The organism is Aestuariibaculum sp. M13, assembly GCF_024723255.1.
Classification (GTDB): Bacteria; Bacteroidota; Bacteroidia; order Flavobacteriales; family Flavobacteriaceae; genus Aestuariibaculum; species Aestuariibaculum lutulentum.
Window position 1 is genome coordinate 804,222 of the sequence record NZ_JANIAC010000002.1, and the last position, 23,762, is coordinate 827,983.

At 34.8% G+C, this 23,762-nt stretch carries 22 protein-coding genes; 10 read left to right on the plus strand and 12 right to left on the minus strand.

The annotated features are described in order from the left end of the window. Positions 1-37: 37 nt before the first annotated feature. The 3 genes from NO995_RS10530 to NO995_RS10540 form a co-directional block, all read right to left on the minus strand. A complete protein-coding gene (locus tag NO995_RS10530) occupies positions 38-1,297 on the minus strand; it encodes an aminotransferase class I/II-fold pyridoxal phosphate-dependent enzyme (protein ID WP_188215769.1) in 1,260 nt (419 codons plus the stop codon). Between the two features lie 257 nt (positions 1,298-1,554). Next, entirely contained in the window at positions 1,555-2,595 is a 1,041-nt protein-coding gene (locus NO995_RS10535; RefSeq protein WP_258227480.1) for a PLP-dependent cysteine synthase family protein, read from the minus strand. A 78-nt stretch (positions 2,596-2,673) separates the two neighbouring features. Then, entirely contained in the window at positions 2,674-4,746 is a 2,073-nt protein-coding gene (locus NO995_RS10540; protein ID WP_258227481.1) for a S9 family peptidase, read from the minus strand. 133 nt (positions 4,747-4,879) lie between these two features. Between NO995_RS10540 and NO995_RS10545 the strand changes: the two genes are divergently transcribed. Next, complete coding sequence (locus NO995_RS10545) at positions 4,880-5,203, plus strand: YbaB/EbfC family nucleoid-associated protein (RefSeq protein ID WP_240572970.1); 324 nt, start codon at positions 4,880-4,882, stop codon at positions 5,201-5,203. Between the two features lie 9 nt (positions 5,204-5,212). Here NO995_RS10545 and NO995_RS10550 read toward each other — a convergent pair whose 3' ends face one another. After that, positions 5,213-6,229, minus strand: a complete 1,017-nt coding sequence (locus tag NO995_RS10550) for a low specificity L-threonine aldolase (protein ID WP_258227482.1) — start codon at positions 6,227-6,229, stop codon at positions 5,213-5,215. A 134-nt stretch (positions 6,230-6,363) separates the two neighbouring features. On the opposite strand from NO995_RS10550, the gene prfB reads away from it, so the two are divergent. The 5 genes from prfB to NO995_RS10575 all read left to right on the plus strand — a co-directional run bounded on the left by prfB (position 6,364) and on the right by NO995_RS10575 (position 12,695). Continuing rightward, positions 6,364-7,474 (plus strand): peptide chain release factor 2 gene (prfB, locus tag NO995_RS10555; protein ID WP_258227483.1). Its coding sequence is split into 2 segments (ribosomal slippage): positions 6,364-6,426 and positions 6,428-7,474, totalling 1,110 coding nucleotides; the frame shifts between segments, so codons are not numbered across the junction. Further along, positions 7,471-8,085, plus strand: a complete 615-nt coding sequence (locus NO995_RS10560; RefSeq protein ID WP_258227484.1) for an HAD family hydrolase — start codon at positions 7,471-7,473, stop codon at positions 8,083-8,085. The genes prfB and NO995_RS10560 overlap by 4 nt, the downstream gene beginning before the upstream one ends. Continuing rightward, a complete protein-coding gene (gene arsC, locus NO995_RS10565) occupies positions 8,082-8,423 on the plus strand; it encodes an arsenate reductase (glutaredoxin) (protein ID WP_258227485.1) in 342 nt (113 codons plus the stop codon). Before NO995_RS10560 ends, arsC begins: the two co-directional genes overlap by 4 nt. A 65-nt stretch (positions 8,424-8,488) precedes the next feature. Further along, positions 8,489-10,045, plus strand: a complete 1,557-nt coding sequence (locus NO995_RS10570; RefSeq protein WP_258227486.1) for a VCBS repeat-containing protein — start codon at positions 8,489-8,491, stop codon at positions 10,043-10,045. A 103-nt stretch (positions 10,046-10,148) separates the two neighbouring features. Further along, positions 10,149-12,695, plus strand: coding sequence for an outer membrane beta-barrel protein (locus NO995_RS10575; RefSeq protein WP_258227487.1), 2,547 nt, complete (start codon positions 10,149-10,151; stop codon positions 12,693-12,695). A 76-nt stretch (positions 12,696-12,771) separates the two neighbouring features. Here the strand turns inward: NO995_RS10575 and NO995_RS10580 are convergent, their stop codons facing one another. The 3 genes from NO995_RS10580 to NO995_RS10590 all read right to left on the minus strand — a co-directional run bounded on the left by NO995_RS10580 (position 12,772) and on the right by NO995_RS10590 (position 14,257). Beyond that, the gene (locus tag NO995_RS10580; protein ID WP_258227488.1) at positions 12,772-12,948 is read right to left on the minus strand and encodes a hypothetical protein; all 177 of its coding nucleotides are present in this window, start codon (positions 12,946-12,948) and stop codon (positions 12,772-12,774) included. Between the two features lie 122 nt (positions 12,949-13,070). Then, positions 13,071-13,514, minus strand: a complete 444-nt coding sequence (locus NO995_RS10585; protein ID WP_258227489.1) for an SRPBCC domain-containing protein — start codon at positions 13,512-13,514, stop codon at positions 13,071-13,073. A gap of 101 nt (positions 13,515-13,615) precedes the next feature. Next, the gene (locus NO995_RS10590) at positions 13,616-14,257 is read right to left on the minus strand and encodes a peroxiredoxin (RefSeq protein ID WP_258227490.1); all 642 of its coding nucleotides are present in this window, start codon (positions 14,255-14,257) and stop codon (positions 13,616-13,618) included. Positions 14,258-14,431: 174 nt separating this feature from the next. On the opposite strand from NO995_RS10590, the gene fumC reads away from it, so the two are divergent. Continuing rightward, a complete protein-coding gene (gene fumC, locus NO995_RS10595) occupies positions 14,432-15,829 on the plus strand; it encodes a class II fumarate hydratase (RefSeq protein ID WP_258227491.1) in 1,398 nt (465 codons plus the stop codon). Between the two features lie 167 nt (positions 15,830-15,996). Here the strand turns inward: fumC and NO995_RS10600 are convergent, their stop codons facing one another. Continuing rightward, complete coding sequence (locus NO995_RS10600; protein ID WP_258227492.1) at positions 15,997-16,572, minus strand: Crp/Fnr family transcriptional regulator; 576 nt, start codon at positions 16,570-16,572, stop codon at positions 15,997-15,999. Positions 16,573-16,846: 274 nt separating this feature from the next. After that, positions 16,847-17,731: a chromosome partitioning protein ParA gene (locus tag NO995_RS10605; RefSeq protein ID WP_240572959.1), complete on the minus strand. Its 885-nt coding sequence runs from the start codon at positions 17,729-17,731 to the stop codon at positions 16,847-16,849. A gap of 107 nt (positions 17,732-17,838) precedes the next feature. Here NO995_RS10605 and NO995_RS10610 point away from each other — a divergent pair, with 107 nt between their 5' ends. After that, positions 17,839-18,861 carry a formimidoylglutamase gene (locus NO995_RS10610; protein ID WP_258227493.1) on the plus strand — a complete coding sequence of 341 codons (1,023 nt, stop codon included), beginning with the start codon at positions 17,839-17,841 and terminating at the stop codon, positions 18,859-18,861. Here the strand turns inward: NO995_RS10610 and NO995_RS10615 are convergent. Then, on the minus strand, positions 18,858-19,454 hold the full coding sequence (locus NO995_RS10615) for an NUDIX domain-containing protein (RefSeq protein WP_258227494.1): 597 nt from the start codon (positions 19,452-19,454) through the stop codon (positions 18,858-18,860). The two genes, NO995_RS10610 and NO995_RS10615, sit on opposite strands and share 4 nt — an antisense overlap. Positions 19,455-19,680: 226 nt before the next feature. Between NO995_RS10615 and NO995_RS10620 the strand changes: the two genes are divergently transcribed. Further along, complete coding sequence (locus tag NO995_RS10620; RefSeq protein ID WP_258227495.1) at positions 19,681-19,911, plus strand: hypothetical protein; 231 nt, start codon at positions 19,681-19,683, stop codon at positions 19,909-19,911. 294 nt (positions 19,912-20,205) lie between these two features. On the opposite strand, the gene ettA is transcribed toward NO995_RS10620, so the two are convergent. Further along, positions 20,206-21,897: an energy-dependent translational throttle protein EttA gene (ettA, locus tag NO995_RS10625; RefSeq protein ID WP_240572955.1), complete on the minus strand. Its 1,692-nt coding sequence runs from the start codon at positions 21,895-21,897 to the stop codon at positions 20,206-20,208. Continuing rightward, positions 21,897-22,079, minus strand: coding sequence for a CAL67264 family membrane protein (locus tag NO995_RS10630; RefSeq protein ID WP_188215789.1), 183 nt, complete (start codon positions 22,077-22,079; stop codon positions 21,897-21,899). The genes ettA and NO995_RS10630 overlap by 1 nt, the downstream gene beginning before the upstream one ends. Before the next feature lie 452 nt (positions 22,080-22,531). Between NO995_RS10630 and NO995_RS10635 the strand changes: the two genes are divergently transcribed. After that, positions 22,532-23,716 carry an MFS transporter gene (locus NO995_RS10635; RefSeq protein WP_258227496.1) on the plus strand — a complete coding sequence of 395 codons (1,185 nt, stop codon included), beginning with the start codon at positions 22,532-22,534 and terminating at the stop codon, positions 23,714-23,716. Positions 23,717-23,762 lie beyond the last annotated feature (46 nt).

Genomic DNA, 23,762 nt, shown 5'->3' on the forward strand with positions numbered 1-23,762 from the left:
TTAAGCGGCGTTTTTTTTATCTATTAAAACGGAATAATTACTCACCCATTGCTGCCATTACAGCTGCAGATAAACGCTTGTAAGTTCCGTTTTCTAATCTTTCTCTAATGCCATCGAAAGCATCTAAAGTAATTCTCACATCTTCTAAAGTATGCGTAGCGGTAGGAATTAATCTTAATAAAATTAATCCTTTAGGAATTACAGGATACACCACGATAGAACAGAAAATTCCGTAATTTTCACGCAAATCCTTAACTAAAGCCATCGCTTCAGGGATACTTCCTTTTAAATAAACTGGAGTAACACAACTTTGAGTTGTTCCGATATCGAAACCTCTTTCTTTTAAACCAGATTGTAATGCATTAACGTTTTCCCAAAGTTTATCTTTTAACTCTGGCATAGTTTTAAGCATTTCTAAACGTTTTCTAGCACCTACAACTAATTGCATTTGTAGAGACTTTGCAAACATTTGAGAACGTAAGTTGTATTTTAAATAATCTATGATTTCCTGATCTGCTGCAATAAATGCACCTGTACCAGCCATAGATTTAGCGAAAGTTGCGAAGTACACATCGATGTCGTCTTGTACACCTTGCTCCTCACCTGCTCCAGCACCAGTTTTACCTAAAGTACCAAAACCATGAGCATCATCAACTAAGAATCTGAAGTTATATTTCTTTTTAAGCGCTGCAATTTCTTTTAATTTACCTTGCTCACCACGCATACCAAATACACCTTCTGAAATCACTAAAATTCCACCTCCGGTTTGCTCAGCCATTTTAGTTGCACGCTCTAAGTTTTTCTCTAAACTTTCAACGTCATTGTGTTTGTAAGTAAAACGTTTACCCATGTGTAAACGAACACCATCAATAATACAAGCGTGTGCATCAACATCGTAAACAATGATATCATCTTTAGAAACCAATGCATCGATAGTCGACACCATACCTTGGTAACCAAAGTTTAATAAATACGCAGCTTCCTTGTTTACAAATTCTGCTAACTCTTTTTGAAGTAATTCATGAAGATCTGTATGACCAGACATCATTCTTGCTCCCATTGGATAAGCCGATCCATAAGCTGCACCAGCTTCTGCATCTACTTTACGAATTTCAGGGTGGTTAGCTAAACCTAAGTAATCATTAATACTCCAGGTAATAACATCCTTCCCTTGAAACTTCATTCGGTTTGAAATCTGACCTTCTAATTTTGGAAAAACAAAATAGCCTTCAGCTTGAGATGCCCATTTTCCTAATGGACCTTTGTCTTTATAAATTTTTTCAAATAAATCCTTCATTTATTATAAATCTTATTGCTATTAAAATTAAGCTTAAACTATTAACTTGAAGTGGCTTTTACTAGGTAACACGGGGCTTCTCCCTTGTTTTAGCCTGTTAAAAGAAAGCTTTATAGTTCTTAGTTAGCTGCTGCAAAATTAAATATTTAAATTCTTTGTACATAATTTTTAGGGTTCAATTATTTACAAAAAAAATAAAGAGATGATTTATTGTTTTTTAAACAATTATCATCTCTTTATATATATTGTTTTTGCACTTATTTTATGTACTGAATATTTTCTGCAGTAACCTCATTTTGAGAATCAAAAAAGCCTTGATCCTGCATCCATTTATCGCTATAAACTTTACTCATGTAACGCGATCCGTGGTCTGGGAAAATAACAACTATCTGGTCGCCATCTTTAAATTCCCCACTTTCATCAAGTTGTTTTATGGCTTGCATAGCAGCTCCTGAAGTGTATCCTGAAAACAATCCTTCTGTTCTCGCCAATTCTCTTGCTGCATGCGCACTTTCTTCGTCTGTTACTTTAACAAAAGTGTCTATAACGTCAAAATCTGTAGCTCCCGGAATCAGGTTTTTACCTAAACCTTCAATTCTATACGGGTAGATTTCCTTTTCATCAAACTCTCTTGTTTCGTGGTATTTTTTAATTACAGAACCAAACGCATCAACTCCTATAACTTTAATATTAGGGTTTTGCTCCTTTAAGTATCTCGCTGTTCCTGAAATTGTTCCTCCAGTACCACTACAAGCTACTAAATGCGTGATTTTACCTTCGGTTTGATTCCATATTTCCGGCCCTGTAGAATCGTAATGCGCATCAATATTCAATTCATTAAAATACTGATTAATGTAGATTGATCCAGGTGTTTCTTCATGGATACGCTTTGCAACTTCGTAATACGATCTTGGGTCATCGGCAGGAACATGAGCAGGGCAAACATATACTTTTGCTCCCATGGTTTTTAGCATGTCTATTTTATCTGGTGAAGATTTAGAACTTACTGCTAAAATACACTCATAGCCTTTAATGATACTTACCATGGCTATACTGAAACCAGTATTTCCCGATGTTGTTTCAATAATGGTATCGCCTGGTTTTAAAATACCTTTCTTTTCTGCTTGCTCAATAATGTAAAGTGCTGTTCTGTCTTTAGAAGAGTGCCCAGGATTAAAAGCTTCTACTTTTGCGTAGAAATTTCCTTTAAAATTTGAGACCATTCTATTAAGCTTGATTAGCGGTGTGTTACCCACTAAATCTAATACATTATCGAAAACCTGTTTTTTGTTTTTCATAAATGCTTTTTATAAGCTACGGTAATATTACTGAAAATATTTGCAACCTAAAACCTGACAAAAATAAGTTTTTTTTTTTTACTGACCATAACTTGCTTCTAAATCTAATAAAAAGGCGTATTCTAACGCAACTTCTTTTAGACTTTCAAAGCGCCCTGAAGCTCCACCGTGCCCCGAATCCATATCGGTTTGCAATAACAATTTATTAGAATCGGTTTTTAACTCGCGTAACTTCGCTACCCATTTAGCCGGTTCCCAATATTGCACTTGAGAATCATGTAGACCTGTTGTTACTAAAGTATTCGGGTACGCTTTAGCTTCTACATTATCGTATGGTGAATAAGATTTCATATAGTGATAATATTCCTCTTCATTCGGATTCCCCCACTCGTCATACTCTCCTGTTGTTAATGGAATTGTATCATCCAACATTGTGGTAACAACATCTACAAAAGGTACGGCAGCTATGATTCCGTGATACAACTCCGGATTCATATTCATTATAGCCCCCATTAATAAGCCTCCGGCAGAACCTCCATAAGCATACAAATGGTCTGCAGATGTATAATTTTGTTCAATTAAATATTTCGAACAATCGATAAAATCGTAGAACGTATTTAACTTGGTTAACAGTTTTCCGTTTTCGTACCAGTCGCGTCCTAAATATTCTCCACCTCGAATATGCGCAATGGCATAAATAAATCCGCGATCTAACAAACTTAATCGTACCGATGAAAACGACGGATCAATAGTATGCCCATAAGAACCGTAGGCGTATTGTAATAAAGGACTTGTGCCATCTAACTTGGTCCCTTTTTTATAAACTAAAGAGATAGGTACTTTTACCCCGTCGCGTGCCGCAGCCCAGACACGCTTAGATTCGTAGTTTTCTTTATTGAACTTTCCGCCTAGAACTTCCTGTTCTTTTTTAATGTCTTTGGTTTTTGTTATAAAGTTATAATCAACCACCGAACTTGGCGAGGTTAAAGAATTATAACCATAACGTAACACATCACTATCAAAATCAGGATTATTACCTATATATGTTGTATACGCTTCGCTTTCGAATGGCAGATTGTAATCTTCACTTCCATCCCAACTGATTATTCTAAGATTATTTAATCCGTTTTCGCGTTCGTTAACGACTAAATAATCTTTAAAAATTTCAATATCTTCTAATAAAACATCTTTACGATGCGGAATAACCTCTTCCCAGTTTTCAATGCTTGTGGCATCTTCATGTGCTTTTAAAAGTTTGAAATTGGTCGCTCCATCATTATTTGCGATGATATAAAAATGATCATTGTAGTGTGCAATGCTGTATTCCAAATCACGCTGACGTTCCTGAAACATTCTAAATTCGCCATCGGGTGTATCGGCATTTAAAATACGATATTCTGTTGTTAAAGTACTTGAAGACCCTATAACAATAAATTTCTTAGACTTGGTTTTATAAACAAACGTATTAAAAGTATCATCGGCTTCATAAAACACCTCTACATCATCTTTAGCCTCTGCTCCTAATTTATGCTTCATAATTTTACTAGAACGCAACGTCACCTCATCTTTCACGCAATAAAACAAAGTCTTATTATCGCTTGCCCACGTACTGCTACTGGTTGTGTTTTCGATTTTATCTGGGTAAATTTCACCGGTAACCAAATTTTTAATTTGAATTGTGTATTGACGTCTTCCAACAGTATCTAATGAAAAACTCGCCATGGTGTTGTCCGGACTAATAGAAATGCTCCCTAAATTGAAAAACGAGTATCCTTCCGCCATAGCATTACAATCAAACAAAATCTCTTCAGGTGCCTCTAGTGTTTCTTTCTTTCTGGCATAAACAGGGTAATCTTTTCCCTTTTCGTAACGTGTAATATACCAGTAACCGTTTAGCTTGTAAGGAACCGTTGTATCATCTTCTTTAATTCGGCCTTTCATTTCTTCAAACAACTCCTTTTGGAATCCTTCGGTATGCTCCATAACCGATTTGGTATACGCATTCTCAGCATTTAAATAATCAATTACTTCAGGATTTTCTCTTTCATTTAACCAATAGTATTTGTCAATCCTTACATCGCCATGCATAGTAAGTTCTTTTGGTTTTTCGGTTGCCACAGGAGGCGTTGCTAAAACTTTGTTTTCTGTCATTTCGCTTCTTTTTTACACGAGTTTGCAAAATTAATGCTAATGATTAATATAATGTTGATGTTTTTCATTTTTCAGGAAATTTAATTTCAAATTGCTCTTGAATACCTAAATTTGTAACAAAAAATTACATACTATGTTTGGAGATATGATGAATATGATGGGGAAACTTAAAGAAACCCAACAAAAAGTTGAAGATACAAAAAAACGCTTAGACACCGTTTTAATTGACGAATCAAGCAGTGATAAAAAACTAAAAATCACGCTTACAGCTAATAGAACAATTAAAACCATTGACATAGACGACGAGCTTTTAGAAGACAAAGAACAACTTGAAGACTATTTAATTCTAACGCTTAACAAAGCCATTGAAAAAGCGACTAAGGTAAACGAAGCCGAGTTAGCCGCTGTAGCTAAAGAAGGCATGCCAAGCATTCCTGGCATGGATTTCTTTAAATAAAAAAAACCTCTAAAAGGTTTCAAGACATTCCAAAACCTTTTCATGCATAATATTGGTATAATCGAGGTGAGTTACCATGCGTAGCTTACCTCCTCCCATACCGATAATATGGATATTATTTTCCTCTAATTTATTTAGAAAAGCCTTTTCATTTACGTCTTTATTCAATTCGAAAATCACAATATTTGTTTCGATAGGCTCTACCAACTTAACTATTGATAATTTAGAAAGTGCTTCACCCAATTCCTTGGCCTTTTTATGATCTTCCGCTAAGCGGTTAATATTGTTTTCTAAAGCGTACAATCCGGCTGCTGCCAGATACCCCACCTGACGCATATTTCCGCCAAAAACTTTACGAACTCTTAAAGCTTCCTTCATAATATCGGAATCACCAACCAAAACAGAACCAACAGGACACCCCAATCCTTTACTTAAACACACAGAAATCGTATCGAACAAATCACCGTGCTGTTTAGGTGTTTCATTTTTCACTACCAGTGCGTGCCATAAACGCGCTCCATCCAGATGAAACCCTAAATTATGTGTTTTGCAAACCTGCATTATCTTTTTTAACGCAGCGTAATCCCAGCACGCACCCCCACCTTTATTCGTTGTATTTTCTACTTCTACCAAAGAGGTTTTAGCATAATAATAAGCATCCGGATTTATAGCTTCAAGAACTTGTTCGGCCGTAAACATCCCCTGATGTCCATCTAATAACCTGCACGACACACCACTATTAAAAGACGCTCCTCCCGATTCATAATTATAAATATGAGCATACTTATCGCAAATAACCTGCTCACCAGGATTGGTATGTAATTTTATTGCGGTTTGATTCGCCATGGTGCCACTAGGAAAAAACAATGCCGATTCCTTTCCGAACATATCTGCTATCCTTTTTTCCAGGACATTCATGGTCTCGTCTTCCCGAAATACATCATCGCCTACCTGAGCTTGCATCATAGCTTCAAGCATGTCTTTACTTGGTTTTGTAACGGTATCGCTTCGTAAATCTATTTTCATTTAATGGCTGTTTAAATCTCGAATATCGAGTAAATCTATAAAATTATCACTACAATACTTTTCTGCTCTTTCTTTAAATTTTATTTTTGTTGAAAATAAAAGCCAATAATTGGTAAACAATATAAAATTGACATATGATAACTCTTGATCAAATTAAAGATCTTAATACCCGCCTTGACAAACTAAGGCACTATCTTTGACGTAGATAAAAAACTTATTGAAATACAAAACGAAGAAGAAAAAACCTTCGACCCAAATTTCTGGAACGACCCAAAAACTGCCGAAACGATTATGAAATCGCTTCGTGTGAAGAAAAAATGGGTTGAAGATTACAATACCATCAAAACCCTTATTGAAGATTTAGATGTTCTTTATGAATTTTATAAAGAAGGGGAATCTACTGAAGAAGATGTACAAAATCAGTACAACAAAGCTGCTACTTTATTAGAAGATACTGAGTTTAAAAACATGCTTTCTGATGAAGGTGATAGCTTAAGTGCTGTACTACAAATTACCGCTGGTGCCGGTGGTACCGAAAGTTGCGATTGGGCAAGTATGCTGATGCGTATGTACTTAATGTATGCCGAAAAAAGCGGCTTTAAGGTTAAAGAATTAAACTTTCAGGAAGGTGACGTTGCCGGAATTAAAACGGTGACTTTAGAAATTGAAGGCGATTTTGCTTTTGGATGGCTTAAAGGTGAAAACGGGGTACATCGTTTGGTTCGTATTTCTCCGTTTGATAGTAATGCGAAACGACACACAAGTTTTGCTTCAGTTTATGTGTATCCTTTAGTTGACGATACGATTGAAATTGAAATCAATCCCGCCGATATTGAAATTACAACCGCAAGATCAAGTGGTGCTGGTGGGCAAAATGTAAATAAGGTAGAAACCAAAGTACAATTAACCCACAAACCTACAGGGATCCAGATTTCATGTTCAGAAACGCGTTCACAACACGATAACCGTGCAAGAGCTTTACAAATGCTTAAATCTCAACTTTATGAAATTGAGTTGCAAAAACAAATGGCACAACGTGAAGATATTGAAGCTGGCAAAATGAAAATTGAATGGGGAAGTCAGATTCGTAACTATGTGATGCAACCTTACAAATTAGTTAAAGATGTTCGCACCGGACACGAAACCAGTAACGTAGATGGCGTAATGGACGGCAACATTGGTCCGTTTTTAAAAGCCTATCTCATGATGATGGGACAAAAAGTTGAAGAAGATAATACACTATGATAAATACTATAATTTTCGATTTAGGCGGTGTGCTAATTGACTGGAATCCGGAGTATGTTTTTCTTGATGCTTTTAACGGCGATAAAGAAAAGTCAAAGTGGTTTTTAGAAAACATTTGTACCAGCGACTGGAATGAAAATCAGGATGCAGGCTATCCCTTAGCACAAGCCACCGAAGGTTTAGTCACTAAGTTTCCAGAGTACGAATCTTATATCCGTATGTTTTATGGTGATTGGGAAAAGATGCTGGGCGGGGCCATTGAAGGAACTGTAACTATTTTAGAAGAATTGATAAAATCTAAAAATCATAAATTGGTGGCTTTAACCAATTGGAGCAGCGAAACCTTCCCTATTGCACAAAAGCGTTTTGAATTTTTAAATTGGTTTGAAGGCATTGTCGTTTCTGGTGATGAAAAAACCAGAAAACCATTTAAAGATATTTATGAAATCACTTTGAAACGTTTCAATATCACTCCGGAAAACGCTCTTTTTATTGACGATAACCTTCGAAATATTGAAGCTGCAAAAGCTTTAAATATTAACAGTATTCATTTTAAAAGTCCAGAACAGTTAATTGAAGATTTAAAAACTTATAATATTCACATCTCATGATAAAAATATATCACAACAACCGATGCAGTAAATCGCGTTTAGGCCTTCAGTTTTTAGAAGACGCCGGTAAAGACTTCGAAGTTGTAAAATACCTTGAAGACGTTCCAACCGAAGCCGAATTAACCGAAATTATCAAGCTTTTAGGAATTTCTCCAATAGAATTGGTTAGAACAAATGAAGCCATCTGGAAATCGGATTATAAAGGTAAAGATCTTACCGATGCAGAAATCATTAAGGCCATGGTTGAAAATCCGAAGTTGATTGAGCGCCCTATCGTTATTAACGGAAATAAAGCCGTTATAGGCAGACCAACTGAAAAAATTGCTGAAATTTTTTAAATTCAGAAATCATATTTAGGAAGGTTTTTATTTATATTTATTTTTTAAATCAGACCTTCCTAAACATGAAAAAAGTACTGGCTTATATCCTCCCTTTGGTAATGCTAACGGCATTACTTTTTTTTACCTTAACTTCATATTCTAAAACAACCACAGTACCTGTTACTAAAATAGAAAATACAGAACAACTAGGCGGACGAGAGTTAGCAAAAAGATACTGCACAATGTGTCACCTTTTCCCTGAACCTAGCTTATTAGACAAAACTACATGGACAGAAAAGGTCTTACCTAATATGGGGCTTCGTTTAGGCGTTAAAGATCCTAAAACAAATCCTTATAAAGATTTAGATCCTAAAGAAATTCAAATTATAAAAAGCCTGAATATTTTCCCAAACAATCAAATTATTCTTGATGACGACTGGGAAAAAATCATAAAATACTACAAAACAGAAGCGCCTTCAAAACTTCCGATTGCCAAAAACAATACGCCTGTAAATAATAAATTAATGCCTTTTGAAGCCCAGTATATCACGGTAGGCGATAACAAAATGCCAATGGTTACCATGTTAGAATACAATAAAAAAACTTCAGAGTTATATATTGGAGATTTCAACAACCTTTATGCTGTTAAAAACACAGGAGAGCTAACCGGACACTGGAAATTAAACAGTCCGGCAACACACGCCGAATTTCGAGATAATAAATCTCCTTTAATTTTAGGTATTGGAAATTTTGCGCCGTCAGACCAAGAAAAGGGAATGCTTGCCAGTCTGTATGCATCGCCAAATGAAAAAGACAATATTTTTATTCAAAACCTAAAACGACCTGTATTTTTTGTTTCCGGCGATTTAAACAACGATAACAAAAAAGATGTGGTTGTTTGCAACTTCGGAAATTACACTGGAAAATTGTCTTGGTTTGATGGTTTCGATCCAAATAAAGAACATGTTTTAAGTTACCTTCCTGGCGCTCGTGTAGCATACATAAAAGACATGAATAAAGACGGAAAACCCGATGTGGTTGCTTTAATGGCACAAGCCTTTGAAAGAGTATCTATTTTTTACAATCAAGGGAATAATATTTTTGAAGAAGAAAAAATAGTTGAATTCCCTCCTGTTTATGGTGTTAGCTACCTGGAAGTTGTAGATATTAATAAAGACGGCTATAACGACCTAATAGTTAGTAATGGTGATAACTGGGATTTATCTCCTATCGAAAAGCCATATCATGGGTTTAGAATTTATTTAAACGACGGGAAAAATCATTTTAAAGAAAGTTACTTCTTCCCTCTTAGCGGTTGTAGTAAAGTAATGACGGGTGATTTTGATGGTGATAACGATTTAGATATTGTAGCAATTTCATTTTATTCGCAATTAGACAAGCCCAGCGAGAGCTTTGTTTATCTTCAAAACGATGGTAAAATGAATTTTACGGCTTCCTATTTACCACAAGCTAAAGACGGAAAATGGCTTACTATGGAAATAGCAGACTTTAACAATGATAAAAAGGATGATGTTCTGCTTGGCTCCTTTATCTATAACATTACAGAAATGGGAAAAGCGGCAACTTCAGCAGGTCATACCAATTTTTCACAAGTTTTATTATTAACTCAGAAAAAATAGCAAAACCCTGTAACACCAAGTTAACCTGCTAATTAACTTTATTTTAACAAAACCCTACTAAACTTATATGTTTTTTTGAAGTCTAACACTTTAAAAAACAACTATGACCAAATATCTACTAACTGCCTTTGCTCTTTTTGGCGCCGTATTATCGGCTTTAGCACAACCAAAAAGTACTGATCCAGTTGCCGAAAAAAACATCATTATAACCGGAAAGGTAATCGACAAAGACATGAATATGCCTTTAGAATACGCTACCGTTGCCTTTTTTAGTAAAGCTGAAAACAAAATAGTCGATGGCTGTATAACAGATACTAATGGTAATTTTAGCATTCCAGTTGCAAAAGGCATTTACGATATTTCAATTGAATATATTTCCTATAAAAAAATTACACTTAGCAATAAGAACCTCACAAAAAACGAAGATTTAGGAACCATAGGTTTAACCGAAGACCTTGCTACACTGGATGAAGTTGAAGTTATTGCTGAAAAAACCACCGTTGAAATAAAACTTGACAAAAAGATTTACAACATCGGAAAGGATTTAACTACTGCCGGAGGGACAGTAAGTGATGCTTTAAATAATGTGCCATCGGTTTCTGTAGATGTTGAAGGCGCTATTAGTTTAAGAGGAAATGAAAATGTAAAGATTCTAATTAACGGAAAGCCTTCAGCTATGGCAGGATTCTCCGACTCAAATATCTTCAGTCAATTACCTGCTTCAGCTATAGAACGTGTTGAAGTTATTACATCGCCTTCAGCGCGATATGATGCCGAAGGTACCGCCGGAATTTTAAACATCATTTTACGACAAAAAGAAACTTTAGGTTTTAATGGCTCATTCAATTTAACATTGGGAAATCCGGATAACGTAGGTGTTTCCGCTAACTTAAATTATCGTACAGAAAAATTCAACTTATTCTCTAATTTAGGATTTAGATACGCTGCTCCGCCAAGAAACAGTTTTAACGATAGTAAATATTCGGCAACTACAGTTGATGGCGTTACAACATTACCGGAGTACGAAAGAATTATTGAAGACCAGAATGTAGATCGTATAAACAGAAACTATAATGCTAATACTGGTATTGAATACTTTTTATCAGATAAAACTTCCATAACCGGTAGTGTATTTTACAACTTTGGTAATGACGACGATTTATCCCTTAACACCAGTGACCGCTATAACAGCGGAAGTATAGTCGAGCGAACGCTTAGAAGCGAACAAGAAAGTGAAGACGATAACAAATATCAATTTGCATTAAATTATATTACAAAATTTAATGATGAGGGGCATGAATTAACAGCTGATTTCCAATATGAAAATGGGTCTGAAGATAAATCAACCCGCATTAACGAAGACTATATTTTTACTGACAAAACTAATCCCGATGCCTTTCAGAATGAAAATATATTTTCGGTTGAAGATGAAAAAGAATACTTGTTACAAGCCGATTACGTTTTACCTATAAACGACAAATCTCGTTTTGAAGCAGGATATCGTGGAAACTTCAAAAACAAATCAACAGATTATGTTTTAGAGCAAGAAAACATTAATGATGGTAGTTTCTTTGTAAACGACACGCTTACAAATATTTTTGATTACACAGAAAACATAAATGCTGTGTACTCTCAATACGGGACTAAATTTGGTGAATTCTCATTCCTTTTAGGATTACGTTTAGAAAACACACAACTTAAGGGAAATATAGATTCTAGATTAACCGAAGAAGAATTACAAACAGCTTTTGGATATCCAATAGACACCGATTTTAACAACAACTATTTAGGTCTATTTCCTACTGTAAATTTAATTTACAATTTAGCAGGTAATAGTGACGATTCTGAAGAGAACATCTCTTTTGGGTACAATAGGCGTATAAACAGACCAAGAGGATTTTTCATTAACCCGTTCCCTTCTCGTTCAAGTAGAACAACTGTTTTTCAAGGAAATCCAAACTTAAGTCCTGCTTTTGCAAGTGCTTTTGATATTGGTTACTTAAAACGTTGGGATAAATTAACCTTAACTTCTTCTATCTATTATCAGTACGAAACTGATTCTTTCGAATTTATTCAGGAAAATACAGGTTACTATACTTCAGACGGCATTCAAATTACCAGAAGAATGCCAATAAACTTATCGAATAACACTAGAACAGGTGGAGAAATTGGCATCATGTATAATCCTGAAAAATGGTTGAGAATTAATTCCAGCTTTAACTTTTTCCAGTTTGAAAAAGAAGGTGAATTTAACGGAATAGATTACGGAACGAAAAATACCAGTTGGTTTGCACGTTTTAGTAGTAAAGTAAGCTTACCTTCAAATATAGATTGGCAAACTAATATGCATTATATGGGACCAAGCGCAAATGCTCAAGGCGAAACCGAAGGTATGTTCTCTATAGACTTAGCTTTTAGTAAAGACATCTTTAAAAACAATGCAACGATTTCATTAAATGCACAAGATTTATTGAACTCTAGAAAACGCCGTTCAACAAGATCCACAGAAGGTATTGAAACCTACAGCGAACACCAATGGAGACAACGTCAGGTAAATTTATCTTTAATCTACAGATTCAACCAACAAAAGAAACGTGAACGTCCTAACACCGGATTTGGTGGTGGCGATGACGATATGGGAGGTTTCTAAGACAAACCTCCCCAAACAAAAAAAGGGAAGCTAAATTTAGCTTCCCTTTTTTTATTAATATATTATCAAAAAAATGTTAGGCGTTTTGACGCTTAGCTTTTTTCTCTTCTCTAATTTCTTTCATTCTTTCAATTAAAGCGCCTCCAATCCAGTAAGGAATAACAAAGGTCATTAAGAAAATCATTAACCAAAACCCTATGGTTAAGATGGTTAAAAAAGCTAAAAATCCTAAATATTGGTCAAAATCGAACATAATTGTTAAGTGTCTTTAAAAAATATGAAGCAAAGATAATATAAAGCTTTTTGTAATACAATATGAAACTAAAATTTATTAACAGAGTTTTTAAGATTTTAAAAGATTACTGAACAGACTAACTATAAATTCTCAGACAATTCTTTTACTATTTGAAGTGCCTTAGGAAATGTTTTTTCAAAATACGATTGATATTCTTCAGCCGAATCCATGCCAACCTCAAGCGTTGTTATGCCATTTTCCTCTGTTAATGTATAATCTTCTTTAGCTCCAACCCAGTCTTTTGTTTTTTCATCTGGAGGTAACTCAACACCTTTTTCAAGCATACCTAAATGTTCAATTCCCATAAACTCATTGGTAATACGTTTATAAATTCGGCTAACCATACCGCTTCCCTCTCCATTTGTAAACAGCGCTTTACTGCCTTCTTCCCAATCGGTTTCTACCTGAGAATCTTCACTAAAAATCTTCGTCCATTTCGGATAAGTTTCTTTTCCCCAAAGCACGTCCCAAACTTTGGAATTTGCGGCATCAATATCAATCTTAAAATACACTCTATATAACATGGCTAAATTTTATAAAATGATGTTCTTAAAATTACCAATTAATTTAATTCTTAAAAACAAAAAGCATCAACTTTTAATGTCGATGCTTTACAATTTAAGTGTTAATCTAAATTGGGTTGTGGCGTCATCCTTAGATAAGGCTTAATTTCTTTATGTCCTTTAGGGAATAAACTCGGAATTTCCTCATTGGTAATCGCCGGAGAGATGACCACATCTTCACCACTCTTCCAGTTGGCTGGTGTGGCTACTTTATGGTAAGCCGTTAACTGTAAACTATCAATTACCCGTAATAATTCTTCAAAATTTCTTCCTGTTGAAGCCGGATAGGTTATAATCAGTTTTACTTTTTTATCGTCACCAATTACAAAAACCGAACGTACAGTAAATTTTTCACTGGCATTCGGGTGAATCATATCATAAAGTTCAGATACCTTTCGATCTTCATCTGCTATAATCGGAAAATTTACAGTTGTATTTTGTGTTTCGTTAATATCATTAACCCAGCCTTGGTGCGACTCTAAACCATCAACACTTAAAGCTACTACTTTAACGTTACGCTTTGCAAATTCATCTTTATATTTTGCTACAGTACCTAATTCAGTAGTACAAACAGGAGTGTAATCGGCTGGATGCGAAAACAAAATTCCCCAACTACCGCCTAACCATTCATGAAAATTAATATCGCCTTCGGTAGACTTTGCTGTAAAATTAGGGGCTGTATCTCCTAATCTAATTGTTGCCATAATTCTTCTTTTTTAAAATTTAATTCCTACTAAATTAATCAATTTACTAGAATTAATGTGATAAAATTTACTTTTAATTTTTAAGTTCAAAAAAAATAATAAAACTAACTTTTATCATGCCTTAAAACTTAGTAAAAAACTTAACTTTGTTACTTTAATTAAATCATTATTACGATGAGTTTTAGAATAGAAAAAGATACCATGGGCGAGGTAAAAGTGCCTGCCGATAAACTTTGGGGCGCACAAACCGAGCGTTCAAGAAACAATTTTAAAATAGGGCCTTCTGCTTCTATGCCTTTAGAAATTGTTTACGGATTTGCTTACCTAAAAAAAGCTGCCGCATTTACAAACTGTGAATTAGGGGTTTTACCTATTGAAAAGCGCGATTTAATCGCTGCTGTTTGTGATGAAATTTTAGAAGGAAAACACGACAATCAGTTTCCTTTAGTTATCTGGCAAACAGGTTCAGGAACCCAAAGTAATATGAATGTTAACGAAGTTATCGCTAATCGTGCTCAGCAATTAGCAGGTAAAGTAATTGGTGAAGGCGATAAAGCAATCCAGCCAAACGACGACGTTAATAAATCACAATCGTCTAACGATACCTTCCCTACAGGTATGCATATTGCTGCTTACAAGAAAATTGTAGAAGTAACATTACCAGGTGTAAAACAGTTACGCGATACACTTCAAAAAAAATCTGACGCCTTTAAAAATGTTGTGAAAATTGGTCGTACCCACTTAATGGATGCGACGCCTTTAACCTTAGGACAAGAGCTTTCTGGTTACGTGGCGCAATTAAACTACGGAATTAAAGCTTTAGAAAATACCTTACCTCACTTAAGTGAATTAGCTTTAGGAGGAACAGCTGTTGGTACTGGGTTAAATACACCAAAAGGTTACAGTAAGCGTGTTGCCGAATATATTGCTCAGTTTACTAAATTACCTTTTGTTACGGCTCCTAATAAATTTGAAGCACTAGCTGCACACGACGCTTTAGTTGAAACACACGGTGCTTTAAAACAATTAGCGGTTTCTTTAAACAAAATAGCTAACGATATTAGAATGATGGCTTCTGGACCAAGAAGTGGTATTGGAGAAATTATTATCCCTGCTAACGAGCCAGGAAGTTCTATTATGCCAGGAAAAGTAAACCCTACTCAATGTGAGGCTTTAACAATGGTTTGTGCTCAGGTTATGGGTAACGACGTAGCAGTTTCTGTTGGTGGTTTACAAGGACACTACGAGCTTAACGTATTTAAACCAGTTATGGCTGCTAATGTTTTACAATCTGCTCAGTTAATTGGTGATGCTTGTGTAAGTTTCGATGAAAACTGTGCGATTGGTATCGAACCAAACCACGAAGTGATTACAAAATTACTTAACAACTCTTTAATGCTTGTAACGGCTTTAAATACCAAAATCGGATATTATAAAGCTGCTGAAATTGCCAACACAGCACACAAAAACGGAACAACCTTAAAAGAAGAGGCTGTTAATTTAGGCTATGTTACAGCCGAAGATTACGACGCTTGGGTTAAACCAGAAGATATGGTTGGAAGCTTAAAATAAGCCATAAATCAAAATCTATAAAAACAAAAATCAGGTCATTAAAATGACCTGATTTTTTTTGTTGGTTGGTTAGCTATTAATCTTTCCTTGTTAGTTAATTAGGTATACTTAAGAAAGGAATTCCTGCCAAATATATTACTTAACAGCTTTCAATCAATTAACAAATGTTAATTGATTTCACTTTTTTTTCTAATGCGACTTAACTGAACTGGTGTAATTCCTAGATAGGAAGCTATGTGATATTGTGGAATAATCTTATCGACATCAGGAATTTGTTTCTGCAATTCTACATATCTATCTTTAGCTTCAAGCGATATTAAATCCACCAAACGCTTTTCATATAACACGTAAAACGATTGAAGTACTTTATTATATAATTTACTAACAGACAAATTTGTTTCAGCAAGTTCCATGACCTTCTTAAAATCGACTTCGTGAATTTCACAATCGGTAAGTGTTTCAAAAACAAATTGTGAAGGCTCGTTTTTCATTAAAGCCGTTAGAGAACCAAAAAAGCTATTCGACAGGTAAAAGCTTTTATTAAACTCCTTACCAGATTCTGTACATATATAACACCTAACAACACCTGATAACAACAGGTAAACCTTGTTAGGAATTTCGTTTATTTTAACCAGTTGTGTCCCTGGTTTCAATGTTTTTAACTCCGATACTTTTAAAAGTTCTTCAAATGTTTCATTAGAAATATTTGAAAAAGAATTTAGAATTTCTTCTTCTAATTGCATTCTATTAGTAAATTTTCAAGCATTAGTAAATGCCTATTTGGTATTAGTTAGTAATAACAGATGCATTATTAAACAAAAAGGGATGAGTTGCTATTAATCTCCTAAGTCATACAAATGCAGTGTATCATACCAAATGTAAAAGTTATGCTCATATATCACAACATTTCAATTAAAATTCGAGTAAGAGCAAATTAATTTCCTTCAAACGAAACAATATTGTATGAAAAAACCTCAAGATTTCACTTGAGGTTTTTATAATCTTGGGTATATACGTTTACTTAAGTGTAAATTCTGATGTAGATACTAAATCTTTTTCATTAAAAACATTCACAATGTAGCGTCCTTCATCGAAATCCTCATCACCGCGAGGCGCAATAAATTCACATACATTTAAGTTTGCATTTTCGTAATTAAACTTACTAATTAAACTGTAATTTAAAGTTACTTCATCAAACTGTACTTGCTCGTTTAAACCAATAATATTGTTTTTTGGGTCGATAACCTGAATATATAATTCCTGATCTCCAGCTTGTACTAATTTATTTTTAGCTACAATAAAACATACTCTAATTTTATCACTACGTCCGGCACGCTCGGTTGGAATTACCTTTCCTGAGGTTCTTACAATTACTCCTGAAGCTTTTAAATCTACTGCAGAAAGCACTGCTGCATTAGAAACCACTTCAGCCAAAGCTGTATTTTGAAGTAATAACGAATCGTTGAACATCGTGCGCTCTTCCAAACGAACACGAGTACTATCTAAAGACGTTGCTAAATAAGCATTGCTCACTTTTAACGAATCGTTTTGTGCTAACAACACATCCATCTCCTTTTGTAAAGACGCATACTTTTGTTTGTATCTCCATAAGCTTTTCACGTTGGTTTCTGAGATTTTTAGTGAATCCATTAACCCTTGAATACGTGCTCGAGCTTCAATTAAATTTTGGTTAGCCACTTCATTTTCACCTATGGCTTCGTCATACTGACTTGCCATTAGGCTTAACTCATCCATTACTTTTTGTTTTTCCTCAGTTAAGTCCTGCTGAACTTTGTTACTTTCTTGATACAAGTTCATTGAATAGAATGCCATGCCTAAAAATAGGACCACTGCAATCCCCAACGCAACCTTCAGACCGATACTGCTTTTGTTGTTTTCCATAATTGCTTGTTTTTAATGATTAAAATCTACGTTGTTTAATATTTTTTATTTTTATAATGCCACAAATAAATAATGATGTAATTTCGTTTCAAAATTTATTTACTCACATGGATAAACTTTCTTTATTCGATAAAAATAGTTTAAATAAACTATTAAACAAACGTTCCGGTGAATCCAAGTTCGGTCAGGAGATTAAGCTCTTAACCAGCATTTCAAATATATACGACCAACTTAAAAGTTTGGATGTCAAGTACGTAATTATTGGTTTACCAGAGGATGTAGGAGTGTTCGCAAACTACGGTAAAATTGGCACTTCCAAAACGTGGGAAATTACCTTAAAAACCCTGCTAAACATACAGAGTAACGAGTTTACAACGCCTCAAAACGTTTTAATTTTAGGGCATTTAAATTTTTCTGAAGAATTACAAAAATTATCACTTTTAAATCCTGATAAGAAGAAAAGTTTTATAAAAGCACGAGACATTGTAAAAGAAATTGATACCCATGTCGCTTACATAATTAATCAAATTGTTTTAGCTGGAAAAAAACCTATAATTATTGGCGGAGGACATAATAATGCCTACGGAAATATAAAAGGAACAAGTTTGGCTTTAGGCAAACCTATTAACGTGGTGAACATGGATGCGCATTCCGATTTTAGACCAGAAGAAGGTCGACACAGCGGGAACGGTTTTAGTTATGCCTATTCTGAAGGATTCCTGAAAAACTACAGCATTTTCGGATTACAAAGAAATTACACATCAAGAGCTTTATTTAAAACCCTGAAAAAGTTAGATAATATCCAGTACACAACCTTTGAAGATATTGAAGTGACGCATAAGGTAAAATTTTCAACTGCCATGAAAACTGCTTTAGATTTTGTTGGAGCAAGCCCTTATGGCATTGAGGTAGATTGTGATACTATTGAAAATATACCTAGTAGTGCCATGACCCCCAGTGGTTTTTCTGTAAACAATGCCAGACGATTTGTTAGCCATTTTGCCGAAAACCCAAATGCAAGTTATTTGCATATTTGTGAGGCTGCACCAACCGAAGAAACGGCATCGCAAGTTGGAAAACTTATAACCTATTTAATAACAGACTTTATAAGTGCACAAAACAACCTTTAGTTGTTTTGTGCTTCCATAAGTTTATGTATTAAAGCGTATTGTAGTAAGACTATGGTTCTGGTATCATGAATTTTTCCTGAGTTCAGCATATCGATGGCCTCGGAAAATGGTAATTCCAACACTTCGATATCTTCATGTTCATTCTCTAAGCCTCCGCCTTCATTCACTTTCATATCATCGGTATATTCTCCAATAAAAAAATGCATTTTCTCTGTCATAACACCTGGAGATGAATAGGCTTCATAGACTTTTTTTACTTCTTTTAATCGGTAACCTACCTCCTCCTCTGTTTCTCTAATAATACAGGCTTCGGGATTATCCTTATCTAACATACCCGCGCAAATTTCTACCAGATAACCATCAGTGTTATCATTTAAAAAGGTTGGCATTCTAAACTGTTTGGTTAAAATAACGGTTTGTTTTTCGGCATTATACAACAAAATGCCGGCACCATCTCCTCGATCGTAAACCTCTCGCATTTGAGTAACCCACTCACCGTTACTCATTAAATATTTAAAAGTTAATTTATTAAGTGTATAATAATTATCAGATAACAACTGGGTATTTATGTCCTTTACACGAATGTCTTTCATTACTAAAATAGGTTCTAAATGTTTTGAAAAGATAATACTTTTAAAAAAAATTCACGCCTTTAAAATCTGCCTAAATAATTGAAACCTCTTTAAAAATAAGGGATTCACAAGAAATACAAATAATACACTTCCTACAAAAAATAATCTAACAACATCATTTTTAATTATTTAATCAACAAAATATATTATATTTGATTAGCTATTAAATCATTCTAAAGCATCTGCTATGCTACCTATTAAACTATCGGCGTCTTGGCTTTTACTAAGCCAAATAGACATTGTAACTGTACTTGTTATAGTTGTTGTATTCTTTTCAATACTTCTTGTTTTAGGTATTAGAAAATCATACAAATTAAAAAAGGAAAATGAACGCCTCGACAAAATAAGCGAGGAAATGGCCCGAAAGGAAGAAAAATATAGAGATTTTACTGAAGGCCATATGTATAACAACAATTAAACTAATACCCCAAATAATTTATTATCATGAAGAATATTGCTACTTACATTTTTTTGTTCTTTCAAAATAATTCGGAATCTTTAGAACATACTAAACACTTATCAAATTTGGGAAAATTAATTAGTATATTATCCGTTGGTATTATTACTATATTATGTCTTTTAATAATAAACTTAATAAAAGTTTACAAACAAAATAAACTAATTAAAGAATTAAAAAGCCAATTGAATAAATTTTAATAAATAAAAAAGCCAGCTAAAAGCTGGCTTTTTTATTTCAGATGACTCTACTAAATTAGCGAACCAATTTTTTGTACTTAATACGTTTCGGTGTTAAATCACCTCCTAAACGTTTCTTTTTATTTTCTTCGTATTCACTAAAACTTCCTTCAAAGAAATACACTTGTGAATCGCCTTCAAAAGCCAAAATATGTGTACAAATACGATCTAAGAACCAACGGTCGTGAGAAATCACTACGGCACATCCAGCAAAGTTTTCTAAACCTTCTTCGAGTGCTCTTAAGGTATTAACATCAAGGTCGTTGGTAGGCTCATCCAGTAATAATACGTTACCTTCTTCCTTAAGAGTCATCGCTAAATGTAAACGGTTTCGCTCTCCACCTGAAAGCAACTTCACTTTCTTATTCTGTTCACCGCCTGAAAAGTTAAAACGACTTAAATACGCTCTTGAGTTCACCTCTTTTCCTCCCATTAAAACCAATTCCTGCTCATCACTAAAGTTTTGCCAGATGGTTTTCTCAGGATCTATATTCGAGTGACTTTGGTCTACGTAAGCAATCTTAGCCGTGTCTCCAACTTTAAACTCTCCTTTATCTGGTGTTTCTTCTCCCATAATCATTCTGAAGATGGTTGTTTTACCAGCACCATTCGGACCAATAACCCCTACAATCCCAGCTTGAGGTAAGTTAAAGTTTAAGTCTTCGTAAAGTAACTTGTCATCATAACCTTTACTTACACCAACCGCTTCAATAACATTGGTTCCTAAACGTGGTCCGTTAGGGATATAAATCTCTAACTTCTCGTCCAGTTGTTTTTGATCCTGACTTAATAATTTATCGTAGTTCTTTAAACGCGCCTTTTGTTTGGTTTGACGTCCCTTTGCTCCTTGACGTACCCACTCCAACTCACGCTCTAATGTTTTCTGGCGCTTAGAAGCCGATTTACTTTCTTGTGCTAAACGCTTCGCTTTCTGGTCTAACCAAGACGAGTAGTTTCCTTTCCACGGAATTCCCTCTCCTCTGTCTAACTCTAAAATCCAGCCAGCTACGTTATCTAAAAAGTATCTATCGTGCGTTACGGCGATTACGGTTCCTTTATATTGCGCTAAATGCTGCTCTAACCAGTGTACCGACTCAGCATCTAAGTGGTTGGTAGGCTCATCCAGTAATAACACATCCGGTTCCTGTAATAATAAACGACATAAAGCTACGCGTCGACGCTCCCCTCCAGAAAGTACACTAATCTTTTTATCCCCATCTGGCGTGCGCAACGCGTCCATAGCGATTTCTAATTTGGTGTCCAGTTCCCAGGCGTTAGAAGCATCAATCTGGTCTTGAAGTGCCGCTTGGCGGTTCATTAGCTTTTCCATTTTGTCCGGATCGCTATACACTTCCTCTAAACCAAACATATCGTTAATCTTATTGTATTCATCAAGAATGGCTACAGTTTCAGCGGCACCTTCTTTTACAATTTCCATAACGGTTTTATCCTCATCTAACTTCGGTTCCTGCTCTAAATAACCTACTGAATAGTCTTGTAAAAAGGTCACATCGCCTTGATAATTCTTATCTAATCCAGCAATAATTTTAAGCAAAGTCGACTTACCAGAACCATTTAAACCAAGGATTCCGATTTTAGCTCCGTAAAAAAAGCTTAAATAAATGTTTTTTAAAACAGGTGTATTAGCACCTTGAAATGTCTTGGTAACACCAGACATTGAGAAGATAACTTTCTTGTCGTCACTCATTATACTCTACCTTTTAAAGCATTAAAAACCCAAGCAACTGCAAAAAATCCAATACCAACGGCTGCAAAGCCCCAACCTGCTACGTCATCGTATCTAAAAGCACCAAGTGCGATTAAACTTAAACCTACAAAAATCATAATCCAAGTTGCCCATGATAACACGGTATTTTTATTCATTGCCATAATTAATTTTATTTTTTTAGTCTTAGGGTGCATCCTTGCCAAGCAAGGTCAGGTTTTACGCTGTATCTTTTAATTTGTTAATTAAAAGGATGCCGCTTCAACCCTTTGCGCAAAATTTTAAAGGACAAATATCGCACTTTTAACAGGAATTGGAAAACATATAAATTAATATTATTTCTATGTTATTTTTAATTATAGATTCTCTCTCCTTTTGTGCTTAATTTTCAAATCAATAAATCCTTCATTTCTTTATTTTGTTTCCTAGGAAACTATTTTTTAAGAATACATTAATTTTCCTAGGGAAATATCTAATTAAAATGAATAGAATCTACTTTAAATTCAATACTTTTTAATTAACATTTTTTTTACCATTTACAATGCTTTATCACCAGTAATTACAACTACTTTTGTCCCTTGGTTTACGCCAGAAACAAATTAAAATATCATTTTTTATGAATAAATCCTTATTGTCTTTAGCTATTGGTGGATTTGGAATCGGACTTACAGAATTTGTTATTATGGGAATTCTTCCTGATGTAGCTTCTGCCTTTTCTATTAGTATTCCGCAAGCAGGACATTTTATATCAGCCTACGCTTTGGGTGTGGTTGTTGGTGCTCCCCTTTTAACTGGGTTAGGTAGTAAATGGCCGGCAAACAAAGTATTGTTAGGTTTAATGCTATGGTTTACGGTATTTAATACCTTATCGGCTTTTGCTAAAGGCTATACGTCTTTCTTGATTCTAAGATTTCTATCTGGATTACCTCATGGCGCATTCTTTGGTATTGGCGCCGTAGTTGCCGGAAAGCTGTCAAAACCAGGAAAAGAAGCTCAGGGTATTGCTATTATGTTTAGCGGCTTAACCATCGCTAATTTGTTAGGAGTGCCGTTAGGAACCTATTTAGGAAAGCATTTTAGCTGGAACATCTCATTCCTTATGGTTGGTGTTGTTGGTATATTAGCAGTCACGGGTGTAAAACTTTGGATGCCGGCATTAAAACAATCTTCAGAAAATAGCTTTATTAGTGAATTTAAAATATTTAAGCGCGTTGAACTTTGGCTAATTATCCTTTTAACCACCATTGGTACCGGAGGATTCTTTGCCTGGTATAGCTATATTGCTCCTTTAATTACAGAAGTAGCAGGACATCCTGACCAAATGGTCTCTTTAGCAATGATTCTTGCCGGATTAGGTATGGTAATCGGTAATTTTATTGGCGCTAAAATGTCTGAAAAATTTGGTCCGATGCAGGCCATTATCATCACATTAGTGCTTATGGTAGTAGCATTAATTGCAAATACTTATTTAGCAACAGATAAAATTCTTGTTTTAGTGATGACCTTCTTAATAGGAACCATAACCTTTTGTATTTCAACACCAATTCAAGTCGCAATAATTAAAGTTTCTAAGGGTTCTGAAACTTTAGGATCGTCACTTAACCAAAGTGCTTTCAATATTGGTAATGCGTCAGGAGCCTATTTTGCAGGATTACCTATTGCTATGGGCTTTGGATATACCGCCGCCGATTGGGTAGGTGCAACCATGGCTGGAACAGGAATCATTATTGCTTTGGTTATTATGGCCATACGTCAAAAACAAACCAAACGTAAGAAAGCTTTGGAGGCTTGCTATTCATAATCTTAATAGACATAAATAAAAAAATCCCAACAATTTTGGTTGGGAT